This window comes from Nocardia sp. NPDC051030 (genome assembly GCF_040683015.1).
In the GTDB taxonomy this organism is placed as follows: Bacteria; Actinomycetota; Actinomycetes; order Mycobacteriales; family Mycobacteriaceae; genus Nocardia.
Genome location: NZ_JBFBCD010000008.1, coordinates 198,640 through 220,745 on the forward strand (window position 1 = coordinate 198,640; position 22,106 = coordinate 220,745).

At 66.0% G+C, this 22,106-nt stretch carries 21 protein-coding genes; 12 read left to right on the forward strand and 9 right to left on the reverse strand.

What is annotated here, in order from left to right; all coding sequences use genetic code 11:
* Positions 1–19: 19 nt before the first annotated feature.
* On the reverse strand, positions 20–919 hold the full coding sequence (locus AB0N05_RS26485; protein ID WP_364698556.1) for an arpA protein: 900 nt from the start codon (positions 917–919) through the stop codon (positions 20–22).
* 179 nt (positions 920–1,098) lie between these two features.
* Here AB0N05_RS26485 and AB0N05_RS26490 point away from each other — a divergent pair, with 179 nt between their 5' ends.
* Both AB0N05_RS26490 and AB0N05_RS26495 read left to right on the forward strand, forming a co-directional pair.
* The gene (locus AB0N05_RS26490; RefSeq protein WP_364698557.1) at positions 1,099–2,484 is read left to right on the forward strand and encodes an FAD-binding oxidoreductase; all 1,386 of its coding nucleotides are present in this window, start codon (positions 1,099–1,101) and stop codon (positions 2,482–2,484) included.
* Positions 2,485–2,610: 126 nt separating this feature from the next.
* Positions 2,611–3,585 (forward strand): toprim domain-containing protein, encoded by a 975-nt coding sequence (locus AB0N05_RS26495; RefSeq protein ID WP_364698558.1) that lies wholly within the window; start codon positions 2,611–2,613, stop codon positions 3,583–3,585.
* On the opposite strand, the gene AB0N05_RS26500 is transcribed toward AB0N05_RS26495, so the two are convergent.
* Both AB0N05_RS26500 and AB0N05_RS26505 read right to left on the reverse strand, forming a co-directional pair.
* Positions 3,528–3,893, reverse strand: coding sequence for an MmcQ/YjbR family DNA-binding protein (locus AB0N05_RS26500; protein ID WP_364698559.1), 366 nt, complete (start codon positions 3,891–3,893; stop codon positions 3,528–3,530). The genes AB0N05_RS26495 and AB0N05_RS26500 overlap by 58 nt on opposite strands.
* Positions 3,894–3,966: 73 nt before the next feature.
* The gene (locus AB0N05_RS26505) at positions 3,967–4,665 is read right to left on the reverse strand and encodes a hypothetical protein (protein WP_364698560.1); all 699 of its coding nucleotides are present in this window, start codon (positions 4,663–4,665) and stop codon (positions 3,967–3,969) included.
* Positions 4,666–4,771: 106 nt separating this feature from the next.
* On the opposite strand from AB0N05_RS26505, the gene AB0N05_RS26510 reads away from it, so the two are divergent.
* On the forward strand, positions 4,772–5,890 hold the full coding sequence (locus AB0N05_RS26510) for a hypothetical protein (RefSeq protein WP_364698561.1): 1,119 nt from the start codon (positions 4,772–4,774) through the stop codon (positions 5,888–5,890).
* Here AB0N05_RS26510 and AB0N05_RS26515 read toward each other — a convergent pair.
* The gene (locus tag AB0N05_RS26515) at positions 5,874–6,743 is read right to left on the reverse strand and encodes a hypothetical protein (protein ID WP_364698562.1); all 870 of its coding nucleotides are present in this window, start codon (positions 6,741–6,743) and stop codon (positions 5,874–5,876) included. The genes AB0N05_RS26510 and AB0N05_RS26515 overlap by 17 nt on opposite strands.
* Before the next feature lie 406 nt (positions 6,744–7,149).
* Here AB0N05_RS26515 and AB0N05_RS26520 point away from each other — a divergent pair, with 406 nt between their 5' ends.
* The 3 genes from AB0N05_RS26520 (at position 7,150) to AB0N05_RS26530 (ending at position 8,030) form a co-directional block, all read left to right on the forward strand.
* Positions 7,150–7,449 carry a hypothetical protein gene (locus AB0N05_RS26520; protein ID WP_364698563.1) on the forward strand — a complete coding sequence of 100 codons (300 nt, stop codon included), beginning with the start codon at positions 7,150–7,152 and terminating at the stop codon, positions 7,447–7,449.
* A gap of 20 nt (positions 7,450–7,469) precedes the next feature.
* Positions 7,470–7,718 carry a hypothetical protein gene (locus AB0N05_RS26525; protein ID WP_364698564.1) on the forward strand — a complete coding sequence of 83 codons (249 nt, stop codon included), beginning with the start codon at positions 7,470–7,472 and terminating at the stop codon, positions 7,716–7,718.
* A gap of 105 nt (positions 7,719–7,823) precedes the next feature.
* Entirely contained in the window at positions 7,824–8,030 is a 207-nt protein-coding gene (locus AB0N05_RS26530) for a hypothetical protein (RefSeq protein ID WP_364698565.1), read from the forward strand.
* Positions 8,031–8,069: 39 nt separating this feature from the next.
* On the opposite strand, the gene AB0N05_RS26535 is transcribed toward AB0N05_RS26530, so the two are convergent.
* Both AB0N05_RS26535 and AB0N05_RS26540 read right to left on the reverse strand, forming a co-directional pair.
* Complete coding sequence (locus tag AB0N05_RS26535; protein WP_364698566.1) at positions 8,070–8,744, reverse strand: HAD family phosphatase; 675 nt, start codon at positions 8,742–8,744, stop codon at positions 8,070–8,072.
* A gap of 81 nt (positions 8,745–8,825) precedes the next feature.
* Entirely contained in the window at positions 8,826–9,416 is a 591-nt protein-coding gene (locus AB0N05_RS26540) for a TetR family transcriptional regulator (RefSeq protein WP_364698567.1), read from the reverse strand.
* A 189-nt stretch (positions 9,417–9,605) separates the two neighbouring features.
* Here AB0N05_RS26540 and AB0N05_RS26545 point away from each other — a divergent pair, with 189 nt between their 5' ends.
* Entirely contained in the window at positions 9,606–10,019 is a 414-nt protein-coding gene (locus tag AB0N05_RS26545) for a VOC family protein (RefSeq protein WP_364698568.1), read from the forward strand.
* Between the two features lie 25 nt (positions 10,020–10,044).
* Positions 10,045–10,464, forward strand: coding sequence for a VOC family protein (locus tag AB0N05_RS26550; protein ID WP_364698569.1), 420 nt, complete (start codon positions 10,045–10,047; stop codon positions 10,462–10,464).
* Here the strand turns inward: AB0N05_RS26550 and AB0N05_RS26555 are convergent.
* Complete coding sequence (locus AB0N05_RS26555; protein ID WP_364698570.1) at positions 10,461–12,200, reverse strand: protein kinase; 1,740 nt, start codon at positions 12,198–12,200, stop codon at positions 10,461–10,463. The two genes, AB0N05_RS26550 and AB0N05_RS26555, sit on opposite strands and share 4 nt — an antisense overlap.
* An 87-nt stretch (positions 12,201–12,287) precedes the next feature.
* Positions 12,288–15,866 (reverse strand): methionine synthase, encoded by a 3,579-nt coding sequence (gene metH, locus AB0N05_RS26560; protein ID WP_364698571.1) that lies wholly within the window; start codon positions 15,864–15,866, stop codon positions 12,288–12,290.
* 116 nt (positions 15,867–15,982) lie between these two features.
* Between metH and AB0N05_RS26565 the strand changes: the two genes are divergently transcribed.
* On the forward strand, positions 15,983–16,876 hold the full coding sequence (locus tag AB0N05_RS26565; RefSeq protein WP_364698572.1) for a PAC2 family protein: 894 nt from the start codon (positions 15,983–15,985) through the stop codon (positions 16,874–16,876).
* Positions 16,877–16,968: 92 nt separating this feature from the next.
* Positions 16,969–19,602, forward strand: a complete 2,634-nt coding sequence (locus tag AB0N05_RS26570; protein WP_364698573.1) for an AMP-binding protein — start codon at positions 16,969–16,971, stop codon at positions 19,600–19,602.
* On the opposite strand, the gene AB0N05_RS26575 is transcribed toward AB0N05_RS26570, so the two are convergent.
* On the reverse strand, positions 19,504–19,809 hold the full coding sequence (locus AB0N05_RS26575) for a hypothetical protein (protein ID WP_364698574.1): 306 nt from the start codon (positions 19,807–19,809) through the stop codon (positions 19,504–19,506). The two genes, AB0N05_RS26570 and AB0N05_RS26575, sit on opposite strands and share 99 nt — an antisense overlap.
* 191 nt (positions 19,810–20,000) lie before the next feature.
* Here AB0N05_RS26575 and AB0N05_RS26580 point away from each other — a divergent pair, with 191 nt between their 5' ends.
* Positions 20,001–21,194, forward strand: a complete 1,194-nt coding sequence (locus AB0N05_RS26580) for an XRE family transcriptional regulator (RefSeq protein WP_364698575.1) — start codon at positions 20,001–20,003, stop codon at positions 21,192–21,194.
* Positions 21,195–21,219: 25 nt separating this feature from the next.
* Positions 21,220–21,993: a DUF2127 domain-containing protein gene (locus AB0N05_RS26585; protein WP_364698576.1), complete on the forward strand. Its 774-nt coding sequence runs from the start codon at positions 21,220–21,222 to the stop codon at positions 21,991–21,993.
* Positions 21,994–22,106 lie beyond the last annotated feature (113 nt).

The following is a 22,106-nucleotide window of genomic DNA, read 5'->3' on the forward strand; positions in this document are numbered from 1 at the left end:
TCTCGGTCGAACAATGAATTCAGTCGAGCAGTCGATCGCCGCGGATGGCGCCCGCGGCGTGGTGGTCCGGCAGTACCCGGCCGAACAGTTGCCTGGTGCGCTCGACACTGCCGATGACGCCCGGGGTGTCGCTGTAGGCGAAGATCGCCGAATGCCGTTGTACGGTCCCGCCGACCGGCGACACCCGGTGCAGTGAGAAGCGGCCCTGGAACAGCTGTAGATCACCCGGCTGTAGCTCGAGCCGCCGAATCAGGTGTTCCCCGTGGCCGGTGAGCACCGCGTGAACATCCTCGAAATTCTCCGCGGTGCGGGAACGGATATTCGGGCAATACTCGAACACCCCACCGCATTCCGGCTCCTGGGTGAGCATGCTGACGGTGAACTCATTGGTGTCGAAATGCCAGGGATGCGACATACCGGGCGCGACCACATTCAGGCAGAGTCCGGCGAGGGGGTCGGTGAACTCGTGCAATTCGCTCAGGCCGAAGCAGTCCGCCACGAACCGCTGGAAGCGCGGCTCGGTGTAGAGCCGGTGCATGAGCGCTTCGCGCGGGATGAGATCCCTTGCGACGAAGGCGTTTCCACGCCGCAGCACAATGCGCCCCGGATGATCCTCGGGCAGTTCGGTATCCAGGGGAATGTTGTACGCATTGACCCGCTCCACCGTGTAGTACGCGTGCGGGGCGAGCTCGACGCCTTCGTGCCGCAGGGTTTGCACATACTCGGGCCGGATGAACCCGCGCAGCACACAGCACCCGTCTGCCGCCAGCTCATTGCGCGCCGATTGCACGGCCGCCGCCCACCGTGCGCTGCCGGGCGTATCGATCGGGTAGCGCGCGGTATCGACGCCGGAGAGCGCGTCCCCCATGCCCGCACCGTCGGCATTACACGCGTCTACATAGCCCCCTGCCGCAACCATCCGCCCATTCTTGCCTCGACAACCTGCGACACGCCCGGGATGCTCCACGATTGTGGATACTCACTTTTCCTGTGCACCAAGAGTTTTCATGTGATAATCACTCTCTCGAAGTCTGCGTCGACCGACCGCCGACCCACCCCGAGATGCCGAATGCTCGGCGATAGCTCCGGATGTCCGATATGTCCTTTGTCAATGGTTCGGTGTCGTACTGGTTCCGTGCGATCGGCCCGGCCGAGCCCGGTGCGCCGCTGCCCGGGCACGCGCAGGCAGACGTGTGCATTGTCGGGGCCGGATACACCGGACTGTGGACCGCTTTCTACCTCAAGCAGGCGCAGCCTGATCTGCGAATCGTGGTGCTCGAGAAGGAGTTTGCGGGGTACGGCGCATCGGGGCGCAATGGCGGCTGGATTGTCGGGGAGATAGCCGGATCGGCGGGCGTGTACGCGCGCAGGCATGGCAGGGACGCGGCGATCCGATTGCAGCGGGCCATGTTCGACACGGTCGACGAGATCGTGAAGGTTGCCGACGCCGAGGGCATCGACGCGGATGTCGTCAAGAGCGGGCAACTCACGGTGGCGCGAAACGCCGCGCAGCAGTCACGGCTGAGCGAGACGCTCGACCACGCCCGCGAATGGGGTTGGCACGAAGGCGATCTCAGGGAAGTCGCGGCGCGCGAGCGGATCGACATAGCGGGCGCGACCGGGGCGCTGTGGACGCCGCATTGCGCCCGCGTGCAGCCCGCGAAACTGGCGCGCGGACTGGCGGCCGCGGTCCGCGCGCTCGGCGTACGGATCTACGAGGACACCACCGTCGAAACCATCCGCCCACGTTCGGGTTCGACGCCCGCCGCCGCCGTCACCGCGCGGGGCACCGTCACCGCCGACTACGTGATCCGGGCGACCGAAGGCTTCACCGCCGCCTTCGACGCCACGCATCGCGACTGGCTGCCCATGAACAGCTCCATGATCGTCACCGAGCCCCTCCCCGATCGCGTCTGGGACGAGATCGGCTGGCGCGGAGCCGAACTCCTCGGCGATATGGCGCACTATTACATGTACGCGCAGCGCACCGCCGACGGCCGCATCGCCTTCGGCGGCCGCGGCAAGCCCTACCGCTACGCCAGCCGCATCGACGACGCGGGCCGGACGCACCAGTGGACCGTGGATGCCCTGCGCGCCATGCTCATCGACTTCTTCCCCGCCACCGCCGACGTCCCCCTCGCCCACGCCTGGTCCGGTGTCCTGGCCGTACCCCGTGACTGGTGTTCCACCGTCTCCCTCGATCACGGCACCGGCCTCGCCTATGCGGGCGGCTACACCGGCCACGGCGTCGCCGCCACCAACCTGGCCGGGCGCACCCTGACCGACCTGCTGCTGCGCCGCGACACCGACCTGACCTCCCTCCCGTGGGTCGACTGGCAGGTCCGCCGCTGGGAGCCCGAACCGCTGCGCTGGCTGGGCGTACAGGTCATGTACTCGCTCTACCGAGCCGCCGACCATCGCGAATCCACCCTCGGCCGCACCTCACGAATCGCCCGGATGGCCGATCTGCTGTCCGGCCGCTGACCCCGACCTGCACACACGCCTGCAAACGCGTTCGGGTGACCATCCGATAACTTTGCGTCCCAATCGAATTCGCGCTGTTTGACAGTCCAGTCAATCCGGGTACACCGGTATTGAGAGGACCGCACCATGGACAGACACCGATCCTGGGACACCATTACCGCCGCCCTCGACCGCGTCAGCGGCCCGGGCAGGCGCGGCGGCGACTGGATCACCTACCTGTGCCCCGTCCACGAGGCCGACGGCCGCCGCCATCACCCGTCCCTCGGCGTGGTCTACAACCATCAGCGCGCCCGCACCATCATCAAATGCTTTGCGGGCTGCCGCGACGAAGACGTCCTCGAGACCCTGGGCCTGCATGTCCGCGATCTCTTCGACGGCCCGCCCGAGCACCGCGCCGCAGCCCACCGCCACGGCCCGCCCCCGGAACTGGCTCTGGCCGACCGGGCCATTCTCGCCGCCGGTCTCCCGCTGTCGGTCCACAAACCGGACCCCGGCCCCCGCCTCGGCCGACCCCGCCGCGTGGCCGGTTATATCTACCGCTGGCCCGACGGCCGCCCTGCGGGCCGCATAATTCGCGTCCGCACCCTGCACCGCCGCGGCCACATCAAATCCTTCTATCAGGAGCACCCCACCGAATCCGGTTGGCAGCCAGGCGGATTCCCCCACCTGCCCTTCCACCTCCCCGAACTCCTGGCGGCTATTCGCACCGGACGCGACATCTACATCTGCGAAGGCGAATCCGACGCCCTGACCGCCACCAGGGCGGGCCTCACCGCCACCTGCAATGCCGGAGGCGCCAACAATTGGCACCCCGACCATGCCGCCTATCTCGCAGGCGCACACCGTGTCTGGATAATCGCCGACCGGGACGCCCCCGGCTACCGCCATGCCGCGAAGGTCGCCGAAACCCTCCACAATCACGTCACCGAACTACGCGTGGTCCAGGCGCGGGACGGCAATGACCTCACCGACCACTGCAATGCGGGCCACGCCCTCTCCGATCTCGACCCGGTCCCGATCCTCGACCTGCATTACCGCAGCCCCTACGCGTCTCGCGAATCCAGTTCCGCCACCAGCCGTTTCGAGGCCACAGACCGATAGGCCTCCTCGACTATCTCCCGCACTTCCCCCCAATCCACGTCCACATCCAGATACACCCCCAGCCAACCCCGATGCCCCACATAAGGCGGCCGGAAGAACCGCTCGGGCTCCGCCGCGACGAGTTCCTCCTGCACTCCCGCGGGTGCGGCACACCAAAACCCCAGCCGATCATCATGATGATGGTCGGCGAACATCACGAAGGTCTTCTTCCCGCCCGCGAACCACGTCGGCTCCCCATGACTGAGCCGCTCCTGCGCGGCGGGCAGCGCCATGCACACCGTGCGCAGCGACTCCAGCACATCATCCATAACCGCAGGTTAGGCGATCAATCCCGCGATCGCTTGGATAAATGGGCGGCCGCGCACGGCCTACCGGCCCGGATCAGGAACCCGATCCGGCGCGAGAATCCACGGCGGCCCGCATGGCGGCGTCCGGCCAATTCTCCGGCGTGGGTCCGAATACGTTGCGGCCATTGGTGATTACGGTCTTGCCGAGTGCGCGGTTGCCCAGCCCGCCGATTACCGCGCCGATACCGGCGGGCAGGGTCTTGCCGAACATGAGCACACCGCGTTTGACGATGAATTGGACGATGAACCGTTTGGCAAGGGCATTGTCGATATTGCGGACGATCGGGAGGTGATCGGCCACGGCGGTGGCCCAGTCCCGCGCCGATTGACTCGCGTTCTTGCCCAGCATTTCCGCACCGGTTTCACCGAGTACCACCGCCACCGTCACGGCGCGGCGTTGTTTGGCGGGCATGGAGGCCATCCCGTGCACAGCGCCCGCCGATACCGCGTACAGCGCGGAAGCTTCGAGGAAGAACACCGCGTCGACGCCGCTGGCCGCCAGGCCGATGAGGGTTCCCACGCCCGGAACGGCCGCCGTCAGACCCGCCACGGTGCCACTGATGGTGACGAGGGTCAGGTATCGCGTTTGCAGGCCCTGCGCAATGTCTTCCGGGGAGCGGCTCGGATGCTTGCGGCGCAATCGCTCGACATATTTCGCCGCCAGCGGAGCCTGTATCCCGGCTCCGGTCCGCAATACCAATTCAGTGGATTTCTGAAGCACACGCTCGAACATCGAGGTGATCCCCTTTCGTCGGCCCGCCCGAGACTACGGATGCCCGGTGACATCCCCGCGCATCGACACGGCGGTTCGCCGGTCTGTTACCGGCGCGGTGCACCGCATGCTGTTGACGTCGACACTGCGTATTGTCGACGGGGATATGGGTAGCGGGGGTTTCGTAGGGCGCGCGGTCGCCGGGGTGCGGTCGATATGGCGCGGATCGTCGTGGTGGCGGCGGGTAGTCGTCATTGTCTTGATGGTCGTGAGCGTGCTGCTGAATTCGGTGTTCGTGATGGCGGCGGCCTTGCGGCTGGAGTATGCGGGAGGCCTGTCCGCCGAGGCCCGAACCCGGGGGCGGGATGCGGTGTGGCTGGGACACGCGTGGGTGGACGGCCGCAAGACCGAGGCCGATATCGACCAGCTGGCAACGCTATTGGCCGGAACCGGGATCAAGGATCTCTTCGTGCACACCGGGCCGCTCGAGCATGACGGTAGTTTGCGGCCCGAGTTGTCCCTACAGGCAACGTGGTTCATCTATGAGGTGCACGAGAAGATCCCCGGGGTTCGGGTGCAATCCTGGCTCGGGGATATCGTGCGGCCCGAGTTCGACGGATTGAATGTCGACGACCTTTCCGTCCGGCTCCGAATCGCCGCGTCCGTGAAGCAGGTACTCACCCTCGGATTCGAGGGCATTCATTTCGACCTGGAGCCGATTCGTTCCGGGACCTCCGGATTCCTCGCGCTGCTGGAGCAGACACATGAGGTCACCTCGGCCGGTCACGCGCTGCTGTCGGTATCCGCGCCTCAGATCGACCCGCTGCCCGGGCTGCATTCGCTGGGCATAGCGCTCCTCGATCACGGAAAATGGTGGTCCCAAGCGTATTTCGCGGAGGTGGCCCGCCGGGTGGATCAGGTCGCGGTGATGTCCTACGACACCGCCATGCCGACGAAATCCCTGTACGGCGGTTACGTCGCCCAGCAGACAGAACTGGCCCTCGAGGTGTCCCCCGCCGATACCGACCTGCTCATGGGCGTCCCCGCCTTCTACACCGACGACCCCGGCCATCACGGATCGGCGGAGACGGTCGCCGCCGCGATTCACGGCATTCGCCGCGGACTCGACCGCCGATCCCCCGGGCGGCAGGCCTTCGGTGTCGCCTTGTACGTGGATTTCGCTGCCACACCCCAGGATTGGGCGGACTACCGCCGCGAGTGGTGTTTCGCTACCGCAGCAGGGTGAGTATCTGCCGATAAGCGGCCTTGGTCGGTGGCGCGAGCCGATTCCAGCTGACCGGGCCGCCCGCCGCGAGGTGCGAGTCGTAGGGCACTTCGGCCACTGCGCGCACCACCTCACCCAGATACGTGCGCACATGCTCGGCGACGCCCGGGCCATCACTGCGATGCTGTCTGGTCACCACGATGACGCAGTCCGCCAGGTGGTACTGGCTGTAATTGTCGTCGAGCCAGATCAGAGCCGGTTTGAGCCGATTCACCGCGTCCGCGCGGGCGGCGACGGTGATCACCAGCGAGATCCGAGAATCGCACAGCAGCGGCGCGATCATGCGATTGGTGACCGGACCGCCGCCGTCATAGATCGGCAGGCATCCGGCGTCGCAGAGGTCGCGATGCACCGAGGCATAGCTTTCGCGCCGGGGTAGCGCCTCCGGACCACGCGGCAGCACACCGACACTCGCGGTGCTCTCACCGCAACTGTCGATCACCGCGGAGGCGAGGCCGCGATGGCTCATATTCAGCCAGGACTGGACCGTCCCCGCGGCGTCGATGGCGTCGCAGCCGCGGCGGGCGAGGTCCCCGCCGGTGGGCGTGGCATCGACCACGACCGGCGAGTATTCCCCGTAGTAGTCGAAGGAGGCCGCGGACGCGATGCCCAGCGCGGTGGTGGTCGCACCCGCGCCACCCGCACTGCCCATCACGAGAACGGGCGGTAGGTCGGCCCACAGCAGGAATCCGTCGCCGCCGTGCAGGCGCACCAGTCCGGTGGGCGTGCCGGGCGGGGCCGGGCGCAGCAGCAGGGACAGATCGGTCGGAGTGGAAGAAAGCTCGGCGGGATGATCGGGGAAGACGTCGAACACTCGAGATTCCTTTGTGCGAGCGGCTTTCGGCTCTGCGGAACCGGACGGTCACCAGGTCGTCGATGACAACATCAGCGGTGTCATCCATTCGCGTGCGGGACCACGAGCGCGTCCACGCGAGTTCAGTTTCGAAGGATTCCCCTCCCGCCTCGCACCCACACCGTGCCGACGGGATTCCCCTACACCGCGACATAGTCGACCCCCTGGTCAAATATGTTGCAATGCACCATCTTTCATTCCGAAAGATACTACAGCGAGCAGGTCGTCGCGAGAATTCGCTATGAATCTCCCGCAAAATCGGATCCGTGTCGCGCGCCCGATGTCTCCAGACCATAAGCTGGCGCGGCGAATTCCGGGCAGACGGTGGTCGGCGGACGTTTCGAGTTGGTCGAGCCACTCGGTAGCGGTGGAATGGGAACGGTGGTGGCGAGCCTATGACATCGCGCTGCATCGCGAGGTGGCATTGAAAGAGGTGCGCTCGGACGATTCCCCCGGCGTGAGCCCCTCGGTGGTGCAGCGCGAGCGGGTGCTGCGCGAGGCGCGGGCGCTGGCCCGCATCGGCCACCCGAATGTGGTGGCGATTCACCACATTGTGGATTCGCCCGACCGACGATTACGGCGGCGCGTACCTCGCCGCCGATCTCGATGGCACGATCGTCCGCATCACGCCCAGATGAGCGCGAGCCCTATTTCGCCGCCGAGGTGACCACCGGCGGAGCGGGCGAAGTGGTCACGACCGCACCCGCGGGCGAGGTGGTGACGACCGTCGTGGTCGCCGGTGCCGATGTCGTACCGCAGAAGGTCGCACCGCACGTGTCCGTGCCACCGGGCGTGGTCGGCTTCGTCGTCGTTGTCGGAGGCACACCGCAATTGTCATTGCAATGGTCGTGCCCCCCGGGGATATCGGGATTCCCGCAGGCTTCGGTACTGCAATTATCCGTACCACCGGGCACGGTGACCTCCGGCGAGGGGTAGTACGGCGACTCCGGCGCGGTCGGATCCGAGTAGGTCCCGCCCTGTCCCGGATTCCCGCCCTGCCCCGGTGTCCCACCCGGATTCCCCTGCGACCCATTCGAACTCGTGGGCGTCGTCGTCTTCGTCGCCGTCGCCGAGGTCTTGGTCACCGAAGTCGAGGCCGTTCCCCCGGACCCGGAATCCTTCGAGCACGCGGTCATCATCAGCACCGGCGTAATCACCGCCAGCACAACACCACTCACCGTTCGCAGCCGACTACCAGTCCGCATTCTCCACACCCTTCGCCTCGCACCCGACCCGGACCGAGGCTAGAAGCATGCGACGCCCGCCGGTATCGGGCATGTGCCCTATTCAGGAAGCGCGGCGGTCGAGAATGAGATTGTGCAGGTCAGCGGAGGTCAAGCCGACCAGGCTGTCCCGGAAGGTGCGGCCGGGAGCGTCGGGAACCGGGATCTCGCAAGGGATTACCAGGACAGAGCAGCCCGCTGCCTCGGCAGCGAGCGCGCCCGTCGGCGAATCCTCGATGGCCACAGTGTGTTCCGGGAGGACACCCAGTAGCTCGGCGGCTCGCAGGTAGAGGTCGGGTGCCGGTTTGCCGTGCGGAACCTCATCGGCGCAGATGGACGCCTCGAAGAAGTCCCGCCCCAAGGTATTCAGCCCATATTCGGTGATCGACCGTTTGGTATTGGTCACCAGAGCCATGGGGATACCCGCCGCACGGAAGGCCGTGAGAGCTTCCTGAGCACCGGGCCGCCACGGGATCGGACCGTGGAACAGTTCGGTAATCCGGAGTTCGATCCATTCGCCCGCCTCGATCACCTCTGCGGGTGTCGGATCGAGACCGAGCCCGGTGAACAGGATCCGGAAAGCATTCGGCCCCGACGCACCGATCAGCGCATGCCGAATCTCCCGGGTCAGTTCTCCACCCAATTCGACCGCAAGCTCACCGATGGCAAGATCCCAGAGCTTCTCCGAGTCGAGCAGCGTGCCGTCCATATCCCAAAGCACCGCATCCAACCGCGTCACCGGAACCTAGCTCCTTCCAAACCCCTCATCAGCGCACCGCATACGGCACGAACCGCCCATCAGCGTATCGGCGAGGACCGACTACGGCTCGACAGGGAGGGCGGGGTTGGGGGTAAGGATCCGCCGGAGGATGGTTTCGATCTCGGCGCGAGTGGGCGGAGTGGAGTTCGCGAGGGCGCGCAGGCTGATGCCATTCAGAGCTGCGGCCGCGGCCGTGGCGGTGACCGGGTCGGAGTAATGCATCAGTGTGCGGACAGTCAACTCGGTGTACTGGTCCGCGATGACGCGCAAGGCGGGACGGCGCAAGGCAGCCATGTACAGCTCGAATTCCAGCACCTGTTGGTCATGTTCGGATTCGAAGCTGCGCACCAGCGCATCGGCGAGCAACACCACGTATTGATCGATCGTGAGCGTCGGCCGCTGGGCGACCCAGTCGTCGAGGTAGACGCCGAAGCGATCGACAGCGCGTTGCAGGGCCGCCGCGATCAAGTCGCCCTTGGTGGCGAAGTGATACGTGGTCGCGCCGAGCGGCACGCCCGCTTCCTCCGCGACCGCCCGATGCGTCAGCCCCTCGATCCCGCGCGCGGCAATCACCCGCTCGGTGGCCGCGGTGATCTCCTCGATCCGCCGCTCAGGGTCACGGCGACGCTTGGCCGGTTTGGCGGCACCCATTCGGTTACTCCAGTCGATGAGGCGAATCACTCTTCAGTACATATGTACCAGGTCAGCCCTCAGATCGATCCAGTCGACGCCACATTTTCCTCGAAAATCGGCATAAGTGCTGGTTGCATGCCGTCATTGCCAGTCGTACAGTACAGATGTACTAAACACAGCAGTCGATATCGAGGAAGTGATGCACCGATGAACGGAACCACGACAACACCGTCGAAGCCCACTGTCGGCGTCGTCGCCTCGTACGCCTTCTGGTCCGCGAACGGCAGGCAACTCGCCGATTTCTATGCCGCGGCGCTGGGTTGGCAGCTCACCCAGGAGTTCCCCGACGAAAACGGCGTTCCCACCGCGTTTCTCGTCACCGACGGCGTCACGACCTTCGTCTTCTACACGGCCAAGCACTTCAAGGCCCCGGACTGGCCCGCCGAGGAGCTGCCGTTCCATCTGGATCTGCACTTCGACGATCCGCAGGCGACCGAACGCCGCCTGCTGGAACTCGGCGCGACCAAACCGGATTTTCAGCCGGGCGGCGAGCAATGGACGGTCCTGCTGGATCCGTCCGGCCAGCCCTTCTGCCTCAGCCGCCCGTGGACCGGGCACTGAACCGAACCGACAACAAGGAGAGACCATGACTTACGCCCCGTGTATCAGCGTCCGCGACACCGCGGCCAGCCTCGCGTTCTACGAGAAGATCGGGTTCAGCGCCGACAGCAGCACCTCACGCCCCGGCGATGACATCCACATGCTGCTCTACAAGGGTGAGTTCGTCGGCATGATCTATCTCAATGACGATCTGAAGAAGTGGCTGCCGGTGCTGGCGGACACTCCGATCGGGTTCGCCGGAATGTTCTACCTTGCGGTGGACGACCTTTCGGGCGCGTATGAGGAGATCTCCCAGCACGCCGAGATCGTGAAACCCCTCACCGAGGATCACAATGGCCAGCGCATGTTCTACTTCCGCGATCTCGATGGCTACGTCATCGGCGTGAACGAGAAGGCCGCCCTCGAGGGCAGCGATCTCGGAAAGTACGCCGAATCGGCAAGCTAGAGGCCCGATGCCGCGATGAGCAGACGACCGCCGGTGGAATCCACTTGGATCCACCGGCTTTCGCTCGAAGTCTGGCCGTTCTTCATGACGTAGGTGAGGTTGACCACGGCCCGGTTCTCGCCGGTGGAGGTGATGGCTCCGGCGCTGACCGACGCGACCGAACCCCAGAAGCTCGAGAAGTCGTTGAAGCCGTGCGCGGCCTGGTATGCCGGGGACAGCATGGACCAGGCCCCATTCACGTTTCCGGGGAGCTGGCCGTAGTAGCCCTGGATGAACGAGGCGATCGCGGCCGCCGACGGCGGGCCCGCCAGGGGGGCGGTGGTCGGCGGGACCGTGGTGGTGGGCTTGACCGGGGTGGTCGAACTCGGGTTCGCGGGGGTGCTCGGTGCGGCCGAGGTCGGCGGGACGCTGCTCGGCGGAGCCTGGGTGAGCTGGCCCGCACCGCTTTGGGCGCTGGGCTTCTGCTGCCCCGCACCGCCATCGCCCTGGCCGGGACCGGCGGTGTCCGGCGAGGTTTCGGTGGCCGGAGGATTCGCGGGCGTGCTGACCACGCTGGATCCGCCTGCGACCGGGGTATTTCCGCCGCCGCCATTGCGACTGACCACGACCGCGATGAGCGTCGCGATCACCAGCGCGCCCACAATGCCGACCGCCACCAGCCCGAGCTGGCGTCGATTACGGTCCGCCCCACCACTATTCGTGGCGAACGGCACGATGGGCGGCACCGGCGTTTGTGGCCCAGTGGACGGCGAGGAGGCCTTCTCGGTCATATCGACGTGCACGGTCGCATCATGCGCATTGCTCGCCCGCGCACCGCTGCGCGCTCCGGGCAGAATTGTGGTGGCGGCCGAACTGTCCACGGCCGCACCGGCATTCGCCCTGGGCAGCACCTTGGTCGCCTGGATCGGCGCGGTGACCCGCCCCTCGGCGACGGCCTGCAATCGCTCGGCGGCCTGCTCCATGGTGGGCCGGCCCTCCGCCTCGGCGGCCAGCAGATCCATGAGCACCGGCGCGAGCGCCCCGGCATGCTTGGGCTCGGGTACGCGGGCCCGCGCCACCGAATGCAGCACGGCCAGCGGATTATCGCCCTCACCGAAGGGCGGCATGCCTTCGACGGACGCGTAAAGCGTTGAGCCCAGCGCGAATACGTCCGAGGACGGTTCGGGATTCTCCCCGCGCGCCACCTCGGGCGAGAGGTAGGCGGGGGTTCCGGCCAGGAATCCGGTCGAGGTGACCGTGACGTCACCGATCGCCCGCGAGATGCCGAAGTCTGTGATCTTCACCGTGCCGTCGTCGGCGACAAGGATATTGGCGGGCTTCACATCCCGGTGCACGATCCCGGCCTTGTGTGCCGCCGCCAGCGCCGCCGCCACCTTCGCCCCGATGCGGGCGACCTCGGCGGGTGCGATGAGCCCCTTCTCGCGCATGAGCGCCGCCAGGCTCACGGCGTCCACGTATTCCATGACCAGCCAGGGCTGGCCGTCCTCCTCCGCCACGTCGAAGACGGTGACGGCATTGGGATGATGCAGGCGCGCGGCGATCCGCCCCTCGCGCATGGCCCGCATCTTCGCCTCGATCGCCGCGGACCGGGACAGGCCCGGACCCAGCAGCAACTGTTTGACGGCGACCGTGCGTCGCAGGCGTACATCGGTCGCCCGCCACACGACCCCCATCGCACCGGTGCCGATCGGATCCGTCAGCCGGTACCGTCCCGCAATCAGCCGGTCGCTGCTCATGTGGTTGTGCCCCTCCTGCTGGCTTTCGCGCCGCGCCGAGCCACCCTGCAACTCTGCGCGAAAGCCCGACCGAACCTCTTGGAAATATTAAGCGTTGAAGTACTTGGCTTCCGGGTGCAACAGCACGAAAGCATCCGTCGACTGCTCGGGATGCAGCTGCAACTCCTCGGACAGCTCTACTCCGATCCGGCCTGCCTCCAGCAGGTCAACAAGTTTGGCCCGATCCTCCAGGTTGGGGCACGCGCCGTAGCCGAACGAGTACCGAGCGCCACGGTAGCCGAGTTTGAAGTAATCCAGCACATCGGCGGGATCCTCGTCGGCGACGGAATGGCCCTCCAACACAAGCTCTTCCCGGATTCGGCGATGCCAAAACTCGGCGAGCGCTTCGGTGAGTTGCACGCCGATGCCGTGCACCTCGAGGTAATCGCGGTAGTTGTCCTGCGCGAACAGCACATTGGCGAAGTCGGCGATGGGCTGACCCATGGTGACCAGCTGGAACGGCATCACATCGACCTGTCCGGTCGATGCCGCGTATTCGCGGGAGCGAATGAAATCGGCGATGTTCAGGAACCGGTCGCGCTGCTGACGCGGGAAGGTGAACCGATACCGTTCGGGCGCATCGGGTTTCGGCTCGGTGAGAACAATCACATCATCGCCCTCGGAAACGGCCGGGAAATAGCCGTACACGACGGCAGCATGCTGGAGCACGCCCTCGGCGATCAACCGGTCCAGCCAATACCGCAGCCGCGGACGGCCTTCGGTCTCCACCAGCTCCTCATAGGAGGGCCCCTCGCCGCCACGCTGGCCGCGCAGACCCCACTGGCCGAGGAACAGGGCACGCTCATCGAGCAGCCCCGAGTACTCACCGACCGAGAGACCCTTCACGATGCGGGTGCCCCAGAACGGCGGCGTCGGCACCGGCAGCTCCGCGGCCACATCCGAGCGCGCCGGCACCTCGATGGGCACCTCTTTGGCCTTGCGCTCCTCGGCGATTCGCTTGGACCGTTCATGCCGGGCCCTACGTTCGGCGGCCTTCTCGCGTTCGGCAATGGCCTCCGGGCTGTCCGGGTCGAGGCCGCCGCCGCGCTTGCGGGTCATGATCTCGTCCATCAGCCGCAGGCCCTCGAACGCGTCGCGCGCATAGTGCACATCGCCCTCGTACACCGCGGTCAGATCGTTCTCGACATAACCGCGCGTGAGCGCCGCACCACCGAGGAGCACCGGGAACTGCTCGGCGACGCCGCGCGTGTTCATCTCCTCGAGGTTCTCCTTCATGACCACGGTCGACTTGACCAGCAGTCCGGACATGCCGATCACATCGGCCTTCTTGTCCGTGGCGGCATCGAGAATGTTCGCAATCGGCTGCTTGATACCGATATTCACGACCTCGTAGCCATTGTTGGACAGAATGATGTCGACCAGGTTCTTGCCGATGTCATGCACATCGCCCTTCACCGTGGCCAGCACGATGCGACCCTTGCCGGAGTCGTCGGTGGCCTCCATATGCGGTTCCAGGTGCGCCACAGCGGTCTTCATGACCTCGGCCGACTGCAAGACGAACGGCAGCTGCATCTGCCCGGAGCCGAACAGCTCACCGACGGTCTTCATGCCCGAGAGCAGCGTCTCATTGATGATCTGAAGCGGCGGAACCTCTTTCATGGCCTCATCGAGGTCGGCCTCGAGGCCATTGCGCTCGCCGTCCACAATCCGGCGCGCGAGCCGCTCGAACAGCGGCATGGCCGCCAGCTCCTCGGCGCGCGAGGCCTTGGAGGAGGACAGCGACACGCCCTCGAACAGCGCCATCAGCTTCTGAAGCGGGTCGTAGCCCTCACGGCGGCGGTCATAGACCAGATCCAGCGCGGCCTCACGCTGGTCTTCCGGAATGCGTGCCATGGGCAGGATCTTGGAGGCGTGCACGATGGCCGAATCCAGTCCGGCCTCGACGCATTCGTGCATGAACACCGAGTTCAGCACCTGCCGTGTGGCCGGACTCAAACCGAACGAAATGTTCGAAAGGCCCAGCGTGGTCTGCACATTCGGATGCTTCTGCTTGAGCTGGCGAATGGCCTCGATGGTTTCGATGCCGTCGCGCCGCGACTCCTCCTGGCCGGTGCCCAGGGTGAAGGTCAAGGTGTCGATGATGATGTCGGACTCGGCGACACCCCAATTACCCGTGATATCGGCGATCAACCGCTCGGCAATGGCCACCTTGTGCTCGGCGGTACGTGCCTGGCCCTCTTCGTCGATGGTCAAGGCCACCACGGCCGCACCGTGTTCGGCGACCAGGGCCATGGTCTGCTGGTAGCGCGATTCGGGTCCGTCGCCGTCCTCGAAGTTCACCGAGTTGATCGCGCAGCGCCCACCCAGATGCTCCAAACCGGCCTTGAGCACCGGGGTTTCGGTGGAGTCCAGCATGATCGGCAGCGTGGACGCGGTGGCCAGTCGCGAGGCCAGCTCGGACATATCGGCGGCGCCGTCGCGGCCCACGTAGTCCACGCACAGGTCGAGCATGTGCGCGCCGTCGCGGGTCTGGTCCTTGGCGATATCCAGGCACTTCTGCCAGTCCCCGGCCAGCATGGCCTCACGGAATGCCTTGGAGCCATTGGCATTGGTGCGCTCGCCGATCATCATGATCGAGGCGTCCTGCTCGAACGGGACCGCGGAGTACATGGAGGACACGCTCGGCTCGTGCACCGGCTTGCGCACCGCCGGGGTCACCTCGCGCACGGCCTCGGCCACCTGCCGAATGTGCTCCGGGGTGGTGCCACAGCAGCCGCCGACCAGGGCCAGACCGAACTCGGATACGAACTGGCGCATGGAGTTTGCCAGTTCTTCGGGGGTCAGCGGGTATTCCGCGCCCTTCGCGCCCAGGATCGGCAGACCGGCGTTCGGCATGACCGAGACCGGCAGCTGTGCGTGCTTGGATAGATGGCGCAGGTGCTCGCTCATCTCGTCCGGACCGGTCGCGCAGTTCAGGCCGATCATGTCGATGCCGAGGTTCTCGAGGGCGGTCAGCGCCGCGCCGATCTCGGAACCGACCAGCATGGTGCCGGTGGTCTCCATCGTCACGTGGGTGATGATCGGGATGCGCCGCCCGGCCCGCTTCATGGCATTGCGGCTGCCGACGATGGCGGACTTCACCTGCAGCAGGTCCTGGCAGGTTTCGATGAGGATCGCGTCCGCGCCGCCGTCGAGCATGCCGAGCGCGGCCTCGGTGTAGGCATCGCGCAGGATCCCGTACGGGGCGTGACCGAGGGTCGGCAGCTTGGTGCCGGGGCCCATCGAGCCGAGCACATAGCGGGGGGTGCCGTCCGCGGACGGGCCCATCTCGTCGGCGACCTCACGGGCGAGGCGGGTGCCGCGCTCGGATAGATCGCGGATCCGGTCGGCGATGTCGTAGTCGGCGAGGTTGGGCAGGTTGCAACCGAAGGTATTGGTCTCGACGGCGTCCGCACCGGACTCGAAGTAGGCGCGGTGAATGCTTTTCAGCACGTCGGGACGGGTTTCGTTCAGGATTTCATTACAGCCCTCGAGACCAAGGAAGTCGTCCAGGGTTAAGTCCGCGGCCTGCAACATGGTGCCCATCGCACCGTCGCCGATCACGACACGCCGCTGGAGCGTGTCGAGTAGGGTGGTGTCGAACTCGGCGCGGGGGGACACAGACATGTACTCAAGAGTAGTGGGAGGCGCGGACAATCCGGGCTTCGGTCCTGCGCGCCCGCTGAACTCGGTCATTGCGCGTCGCTGGCGCGTCATCGAACGGCACACCGTAGGCTGACCGGGTGAACGCCAGTGAACCCTCGGTGCCAGCCGATTCGGACCTCCCCACCTTGCGGGATCCGATCCTCGTCGCCGCCTTCGAAGGCTGGAACGACGCCGCCGATGCCGCCAGTGGAGCGGTCGAGCATCTGGAACTGATCTGGGACGCGCAGCCGCTGGCCGAGCTCGATTCCGAGGACTACTACGACTATCAGGTGAACCGCCCGACCGTGCGTCAGGTGGATGGGGTGACGCGGGAGATTGTGTGGCCGTCGACCATGTTGTCGGTGTGCTCACCTCCCGGTAGCGATCGCGATGTGGTGCTGCTGCGCGGTGTGGAACCGAATATGCGGTGGCGCAGCTTCTGCAATGACCTGCTCGAATTCGTGGAGCAGCTCGGGGTGACCACCGTGGTGATCTTGGGCGCGCTGCTGGCCGATACCCCGCATACCCGCCCGGTTCCGGTCACCGGCACGGCATACAGCAAGGAAGCCGCCGAGCGCTTCAATCTCGAGCAGACCCGCTACGAGGGACCGACCGGTATTACCGGTGTGCTGCAGGACGCCTGCGTGCGCGCGGGTGTCCCGGCCATTTCCTTCTGGGCCGCGGTGCCGCACTACGTATCGCAGCCGCCGAACCCGAAGGCCGTCATCGCGCTGCTGCACCGGGTCGAGGATGTGCTCGATGTCGAGGTGCCCCTGGGTGGTCTGCCCGAGCAGGCCGAGGAGTGGGAGGGCGCGGTCAATGAAATGACCGTCGGCGATGAGGAAATCGCGGAGTACGTGCGTTCGTTGGAGGAGCGCGGGGACGCGGACGTGGACATCAACGAGGCCATGGCCAAGATCGACGGTGATGCCATCGCAGCGGAATTCGAGAAATACCTGCGGCGACGCGGGCGCGGGGGCTTCGGGCTCTAGCCTCGCGCGGGAGCGGCTCCCAGGGAGTTCACCGGCGATTCATAGGGGCGTGGTTGCACGGAACTAAACCTGCCCTTACTAGACTCGCCCGAATGACCTCGCCACGGATTGTCGCGCACCTGACTGCATTCGGCGACCGCACGGCAGTAATCGGCGAGGGGTCGCACGAACTCACGTACGCGCAGCTAGCAGCGCTGGTGACCGGGTACGCGAACCGCTTGGGGGCCGAACGTCTTTCGGTTTCCCATGGGGCTCGCGAATCCGGGGCAACCGCGCCGCGACCGGCGCGACGGCTGGTGGCGCTGTCCGCCCGCAATGACATCGGTTCGCTGGTCGCGTATCTCGGCGCGCTCGAGGCCGGATGCGTGGTGCTGCTGACCGGTTCGATCGGCGACGAGCTGGTGCGCCTCTACGATCCGGACATCATCATCGAGCCGGGCGACGGGGACGGAATCCCGGAACCACGCTGGCGACGCACCGGATCGGCGCATACGCTGCATCCGGAATTGGCGCTGCTGCTGAGCACTTCGGGATCGACCGGATCGCCGAAGCTGGTGCGGCTGTCCTACCGGAACCTGCTCTCCAATGCCGGAGCCATTGCCGACTACCTGGATATAGAGGAGAAGGATCGCGCGGCGACCACGCTGCCGTTCTTCTATTGCTACGGGCTGTCGGTGGTGCACAGCTATCTGCTGCGCGGCGCGAGCCTGCTCATGACCAGCCGCTCGGTGCTGGAACCCGAGTTCTGGGACGACTTCCGATGTCATGGCGCGACGTCCTTCGCGGCCGTTCCCTACACCTTCGACCTGCTCGACCGCGTCGGCTTCGAGCGAATGTCGCTGCCGCACCTGCGTTATGTCACCCAGGCCGGGGGCAAGCTCGCGCCCGAGCGGGTGCGCCGGTATGCCGGGCTCGGGGAGCGCTCCGGATGGCGGTTCTTCGTCATGTACGGGCAGACCGAGGCCACCGCGCGCATGGCGTACCTGCCGCCGCGGCTGGCGGCGGAGCATCCGGACTGCATCGGAATCCCGGTTCCCGGTGGCTCTTTCACCCTGGAACCGGTCGAGGAAGGCGGCACCGAGCTCGTCTATCACGGGCCGAACGTCATGATGGGCTATGCCGAATCCCCCGCCGAACTGGCGGCCGGGCCGGTATCGACCGAGCTGCGCACCGGAGATCTGGCCTGCCGGAACGAGGATGGGCTGTATCGGGTGATCGGACGGCGGTCGCGGTTCGCCAAGATCTTCGGACTGCGCATCGACCTGCATCGCATCGAATCCGGGCTGGCCGCAGCCGGTTACACGGCCTCCTGCACCGATGATGCCGAGATGCTGGTGGTCGCGGTCGAAGGCCGGGACTGGGCGGCGGCCACTCAGCTAGCGGCGCAACTGTCCGGATTGCCCGCCGCGGCGGTGCGGGTCTGCGCGGTCGGCGAGATCCCGCGACTGCCCAGCGGAAAACCGGATTATCCTGCGATCCGCCGACTTCCGGGTGCGCGCACCGAACCGCGCGCCGATGTCCGCACGCTCTTCGCCGATGCGTTGAATCTCACTCCGGCCGAGCTCACCCCGCACAGCACCTTCGCCGATCTGGGCGGTGACTCGCTCACCTATGTGACGCTGTCGGTGAAGCTGGATCGGGCACTCGGGCAGCTGCCCGCCAATTGGCAGACCATGACCGTCGCCGAATTGGAGTCACTCCCCCGCCAGCGCCGCCGGTTCGGGCGCTCACTCGACACCTCCACGCTGTTGCGGGCGCTCGGCATCATTGCCGTAGTCGGTTCACATATCGGACTTTTCGTCCTGTGGGGCGGCGCACATGTGCTGCTGGCTGTGGCCGGATTCAATTTCGCCCGGTTCGCGGTGACGGCGGCCCCCGCACCTCAGCGTTTGCGCAAGACGCTGCGCACGGCGGCGGTCATCGCGGTGCCGACCGCCGCCTGGGTGGCGATCACGCTGGCCTTCAGTGATTACTACGGCTGGCAGAATGTGTTGTTGCTCAATAAGATTCTCGGGCCGGAGGACAGCCCGACCGCCGGACACCTCTGGTTCGTGGAAGTGGTCGTCTACTTCATGGTCGGGGCGGCGCTGCTCATGCGGCTGCCGTTCGCGGACAGCCTCGAACGACGGGCCCCATTCTGGTTCGCTCTCGGATTGCTGGCTCTGGCAATGATTTTCCGTTACCAATCCTTCGATCTTTATGCGCCGCACGATGTCCCGTTCTCACCCCTGGCGGCCTGGTTCTTCGTGCTCGGCTGGGCGGCGGCCAAGGCCCAGGGGATCGGACAGCGCGCATTGCTCAGCGGCGTAGCGCTTTTGACCGTGACCGGCTATTTCGGAGACACCGAGCGCGAACGAATGATCCTGGCCGGTTTGCTCCTGCTGGTGTGGCTGCCCTCGGTGGGGGTGCCCGCGCTGGTGGCCGGGGTGGCGGCGGTGCTGGCGGATGCCTCGCTGTTCGCGTATCTGCTGCACTGGCAGGTATATCCGCTGTTCGGCGAGCACCGGCTGCTCGCGCTGGGGGCGTCGCTGGCGGCCGGGGTAGCGGCCGCGCGACTGATGACGCTGACACGAAATATCGCGGCGCGGGGTATTCGTACGAGGGAGCTGCGCGAGCGCAGCCTGGGCTCAGTGTTCCACGGCCCAGACCTGGGCTTCCGCCTCATGGGCCAGTTTCGCGATCAAGATGTCACGCGGAATCGTCTGGCCGGCAAGGTGATCGAGTGACGGCACCACCACATGGTGGGCATCGGCACGCTTGAGTTCGGCGGTCAGCTCCGCGAATGCGGTGCCATCGCCAGGGGTCGATTCATGGAACGTTGCGGCGAAACACATTCCGGCCGACTGAGCGAGGCCGCACATCGCGGTTTCCAGCTCTTCGCTACGGCCGTCTGCCAGATCGTCACGCACGTACCCATAGATCAACGCTTCCACCCGAACCTCCGTTGGATTGGGTATCGCTGTTCTGAAAGTGTGCCCGTAAACATCATGGCGTTCGTGAAGATGCAATTGCAGATGTCAACCCACTGACATCCGCGTGCCCTATCCGGGTCCATCCGGCGTTAACTGGTGAGATACTACAGAGCGTGTCCGCATGTGACGATCGACCCGTCTGGGCTGTCCGAATGCGCGCCGAACGCGATGCACGGGGGTGGTCACAGGCCGACGCGGTGCGGGCCATGCGAGCCAAATCCAGCCACAATCTCCCCACCGACAGCACACTGCTGCGCAATTGGCGGCGTTGGGAATCGGGCGAATCACGGCCGGACGACTTCTACGCGCCGATCATCGCGGCGGCGTTCGACACGGTCACGGCCGCTTTCTTTCCCAAGGCCCGACCCAATCGCGATGATGAACTGCTCTCGGCGACCGGGATGGACACCCTCGAGTTCATCGGGCGGCTGCGCATGTCCGATGTGTCGTCAGCAACCCTTGACGCCATTCACATCACCGCGGATCGATTGTGCTCGGAGTATCCGTGTGCCGATCCGCACGAGTTGCATGCCGAGGGCACTGCGTGGTTGCGGCGCATTACTTCTCTACTGGACGGTCGACTTACGTTGGCGCAGCATCGAGAAGTCCTGGTACTGGCCGGATGGGTTGCCCTACTGGTCGGTTGTGTTGATTACGATCTGGGCTGGCGCACCGCCGCCGAGGCCACCCGCCGCGCCGCCCTGTCGCTGGGACAGGAGGCCGAGCACGCCGAAATCATTGGCTGGGGTGCCGAAATGGCCGCTTGGTTCGCGTTGACGCAGGCCAACTATCGCGGGGCCATCGAAACCGCCGAGTCCGCGCGCCTCACCACCGAGCATCTCGGCGTGGGCGTTCAACTGGCCGCGCAGCGCGCCAAGGCCTGGGCTCGCCTCGGTGATCGCCGTCAGGTGGAACTCGCACTGGGCCAAGGCCGTTCGATTCTGGACAAACTGAACCATCCGGCCAATTTGGACAATCACTTCGTGGTCGATCCGCAGAAGTTCGACTTCTACGCCATGGATTGCTGCCGCGTCGCCGGTGACGACCGCCTCGCCGAAGACTATGCGCACCAAGTCATCCTGGCCGCCACCCGACCCGACGGCAGCATCCGCAAACCCATGCGTGTGTCCGAGGCTCACCTGACCCTCGCCGTCGTCGCAATCCGCGATCGCAATCTGGAGCTCGCAGTGGAGGAGGGCATGCGCGCCTTCTCCGGCAAGCGGCGCTCCCTGCCCTCCCTCATGTGGATCGCGGGTGAGACCGCCCGCGAAATGATCGAGCGCTTCCCGGGCGATCCGCGCACCCGGACCTATCTCGATCAATTGCGAGCCCTCGCGGCAAGCTGACCATTCTCCGGTTACGCTCCAGCTCATGGACTTCAGTCTGTGGACCTGCGCCTTCCGAGGTCACGAGACCTACGCCCCCGACGAGCCCGCGCTCGCGGCCCGCCTGCACGTGGCCACGCCCGCCGGTGAGGCCTGGCGCTGCCTGCGCTGCGGAGACTTCGCTCCCGGCGAGCCCCGCCGCCGCGGCCCCGCCGACGACGCACCCGAAGTCCCCCGCGGACATCTGCTGCGCGACCGCATCATCATGCGCCTGCTGGCGGCCGAACGAGTCGGCCGAGCCCTGGTCCTCATCCTCCTGGCGGCGGGTGTCCTCAAGCTCCGCAGCTCTCAGGAATCCTGGAAGTCGAACTGGGAACAGGAACTCCCCTTGATCCGCCAACTGGCGGACCAAATCGGCTGGGACCCGGACCATTCCAAAATCGTCCACTGGATAGACACCGCCTTCACCCTCTCCCCCACCACCCTCATCTGGGTGGCCGTGGCCCTGTTCGCCTACGCCGCAATCCAACTCACCGAAGCCGTGGGCCTCTGGCTGGTCAAACGCTGGGGTGAATACTTCGCGGTCATCGCCACCAGCATCTTCCTCCCCCTGGAAATCTACGAACTCACCGAGAAGGTCACCTTCCTCCGGGCCGCCGCACTGATCATCAACCTCGCCGCGGTCATCTGGCTGCTCTGGTCCAAGCGCCTCTTCGGCCTCAATGGCGGAGCCAAGGCCTACTACGCGGAACACCACTCCGAAAGCCTCCTCACGGTCGAGCGCTCCGCTGTGGCCGCCGAGGCCAAACCCGCCACCTAACCCCGGGCGTCCATCAGGAATCCGCCGACTTCACCCACGCCTGCTGCTCTCCACCCACCCAATTGCGTTGGTCGAGAACAGAAACGTGGGTGAAGTGCGCAGCGCCCACCTGG

What these genes read in the sequence shown, in the direction of transcription:
- AB0N05_RS26500 (WP_364698559.1), bottom strand. Translation starts at nt 3,893, where the DNA reads ATGGATGATGTGCTGGAGTCGCTGCGCACGGTGTGCATGGCGCTGCCC.
- metH (WP_364698571.1), bottom strand. Translation starts at nt 15,866, where the DNA reads ATGTCTGTGTCCCCCCGCGCCGAGTTCGACACCACCCTACTCGACACG.
- AB0N05_RS26580 (WP_364698575.1), top strand. Translation starts at nt 20,001, where the DNA reads ATGCGCGCCGAACGCGATGCACGGGGGTGGTCACAGGCCGACGCGGTG.
- AB0N05_RS26490 (WP_364698557.1), top strand. Translation starts at nt 1,099, where the DNA reads ATGTCCTTTGTCAATGGTTCGGTGTCGTACTGGTTCCGTGCGATCGGC.
- AB0N05_RS26540 (WP_364698567.1), bottom strand. Translation starts at nt 9,416, where the DNA reads ATGGGTGCCGCCAAACCGGCCAAGCGTCGCCGTGACCCTGAGCGGCGG.
- AB0N05_RS26570 (WP_364698573.1), top strand. Translation starts at nt 16,969, where the DNA reads ATGACCTCGCCACGGATTGTCGCGCACCTGACTGCATTCGGCGACCGC.
- AB0N05_RS26510 (WP_364698561.1), top strand. Translation starts at nt 4,772, where the DNA reads ATGCTGTTGACGTCGACACTGCGTATTGTCGACGGGGATATGGGTAGC.
- AB0N05_RS26550 (WP_364698569.1), top strand. Translation starts at nt 10,045, where the DNA reads ATGACTTACGCCCCGTGTATCAGCGTCCGCGACACCGCGGCCAGCCTC.
- AB0N05_RS26495 (WP_364698558.1), top strand. Translation starts at nt 2,611, where the DNA reads ATGGACAGACACCGATCCTGGGACACCATTACCGCCGCCCTCGACCGC.
- AB0N05_RS26485 (WP_364698556.1), bottom strand. Translation starts at nt 919, where the DNA reads ATGGTTGCGGCAGGGGGCTATGTAGACGCGTGTAATGCCGACGGTGCG.
- AB0N05_RS26555 (WP_364698570.1), bottom strand. Translation starts at nt 12,200, where the DNA reads ATGAGCAGCGACCGGCTGATTGCGGGACGGTACCGGCTGACGGATCCG.
- AB0N05_RS26585 (WP_364698576.1), top strand. Translation starts at nt 21,220, where the DNA reads ATGGACTTCAGTCTGTGGACCTGCGCCTTCCGAGGTCACGAGACCTAC.
- AB0N05_RS26505 (WP_364698560.1), bottom strand. Translation starts at nt 4,665, where the DNA reads ATGTTCGAGCGTGTGCTTCAGAAATCCACTGAATTGGTATTGCGGACC.
- AB0N05_RS26545 (WP_364698568.1), top strand. Translation starts at nt 9,606, where the DNA reads ATGAACGGAACCACGACAACACCGTCGAAGCCCACTGTCGGCGTCGTC.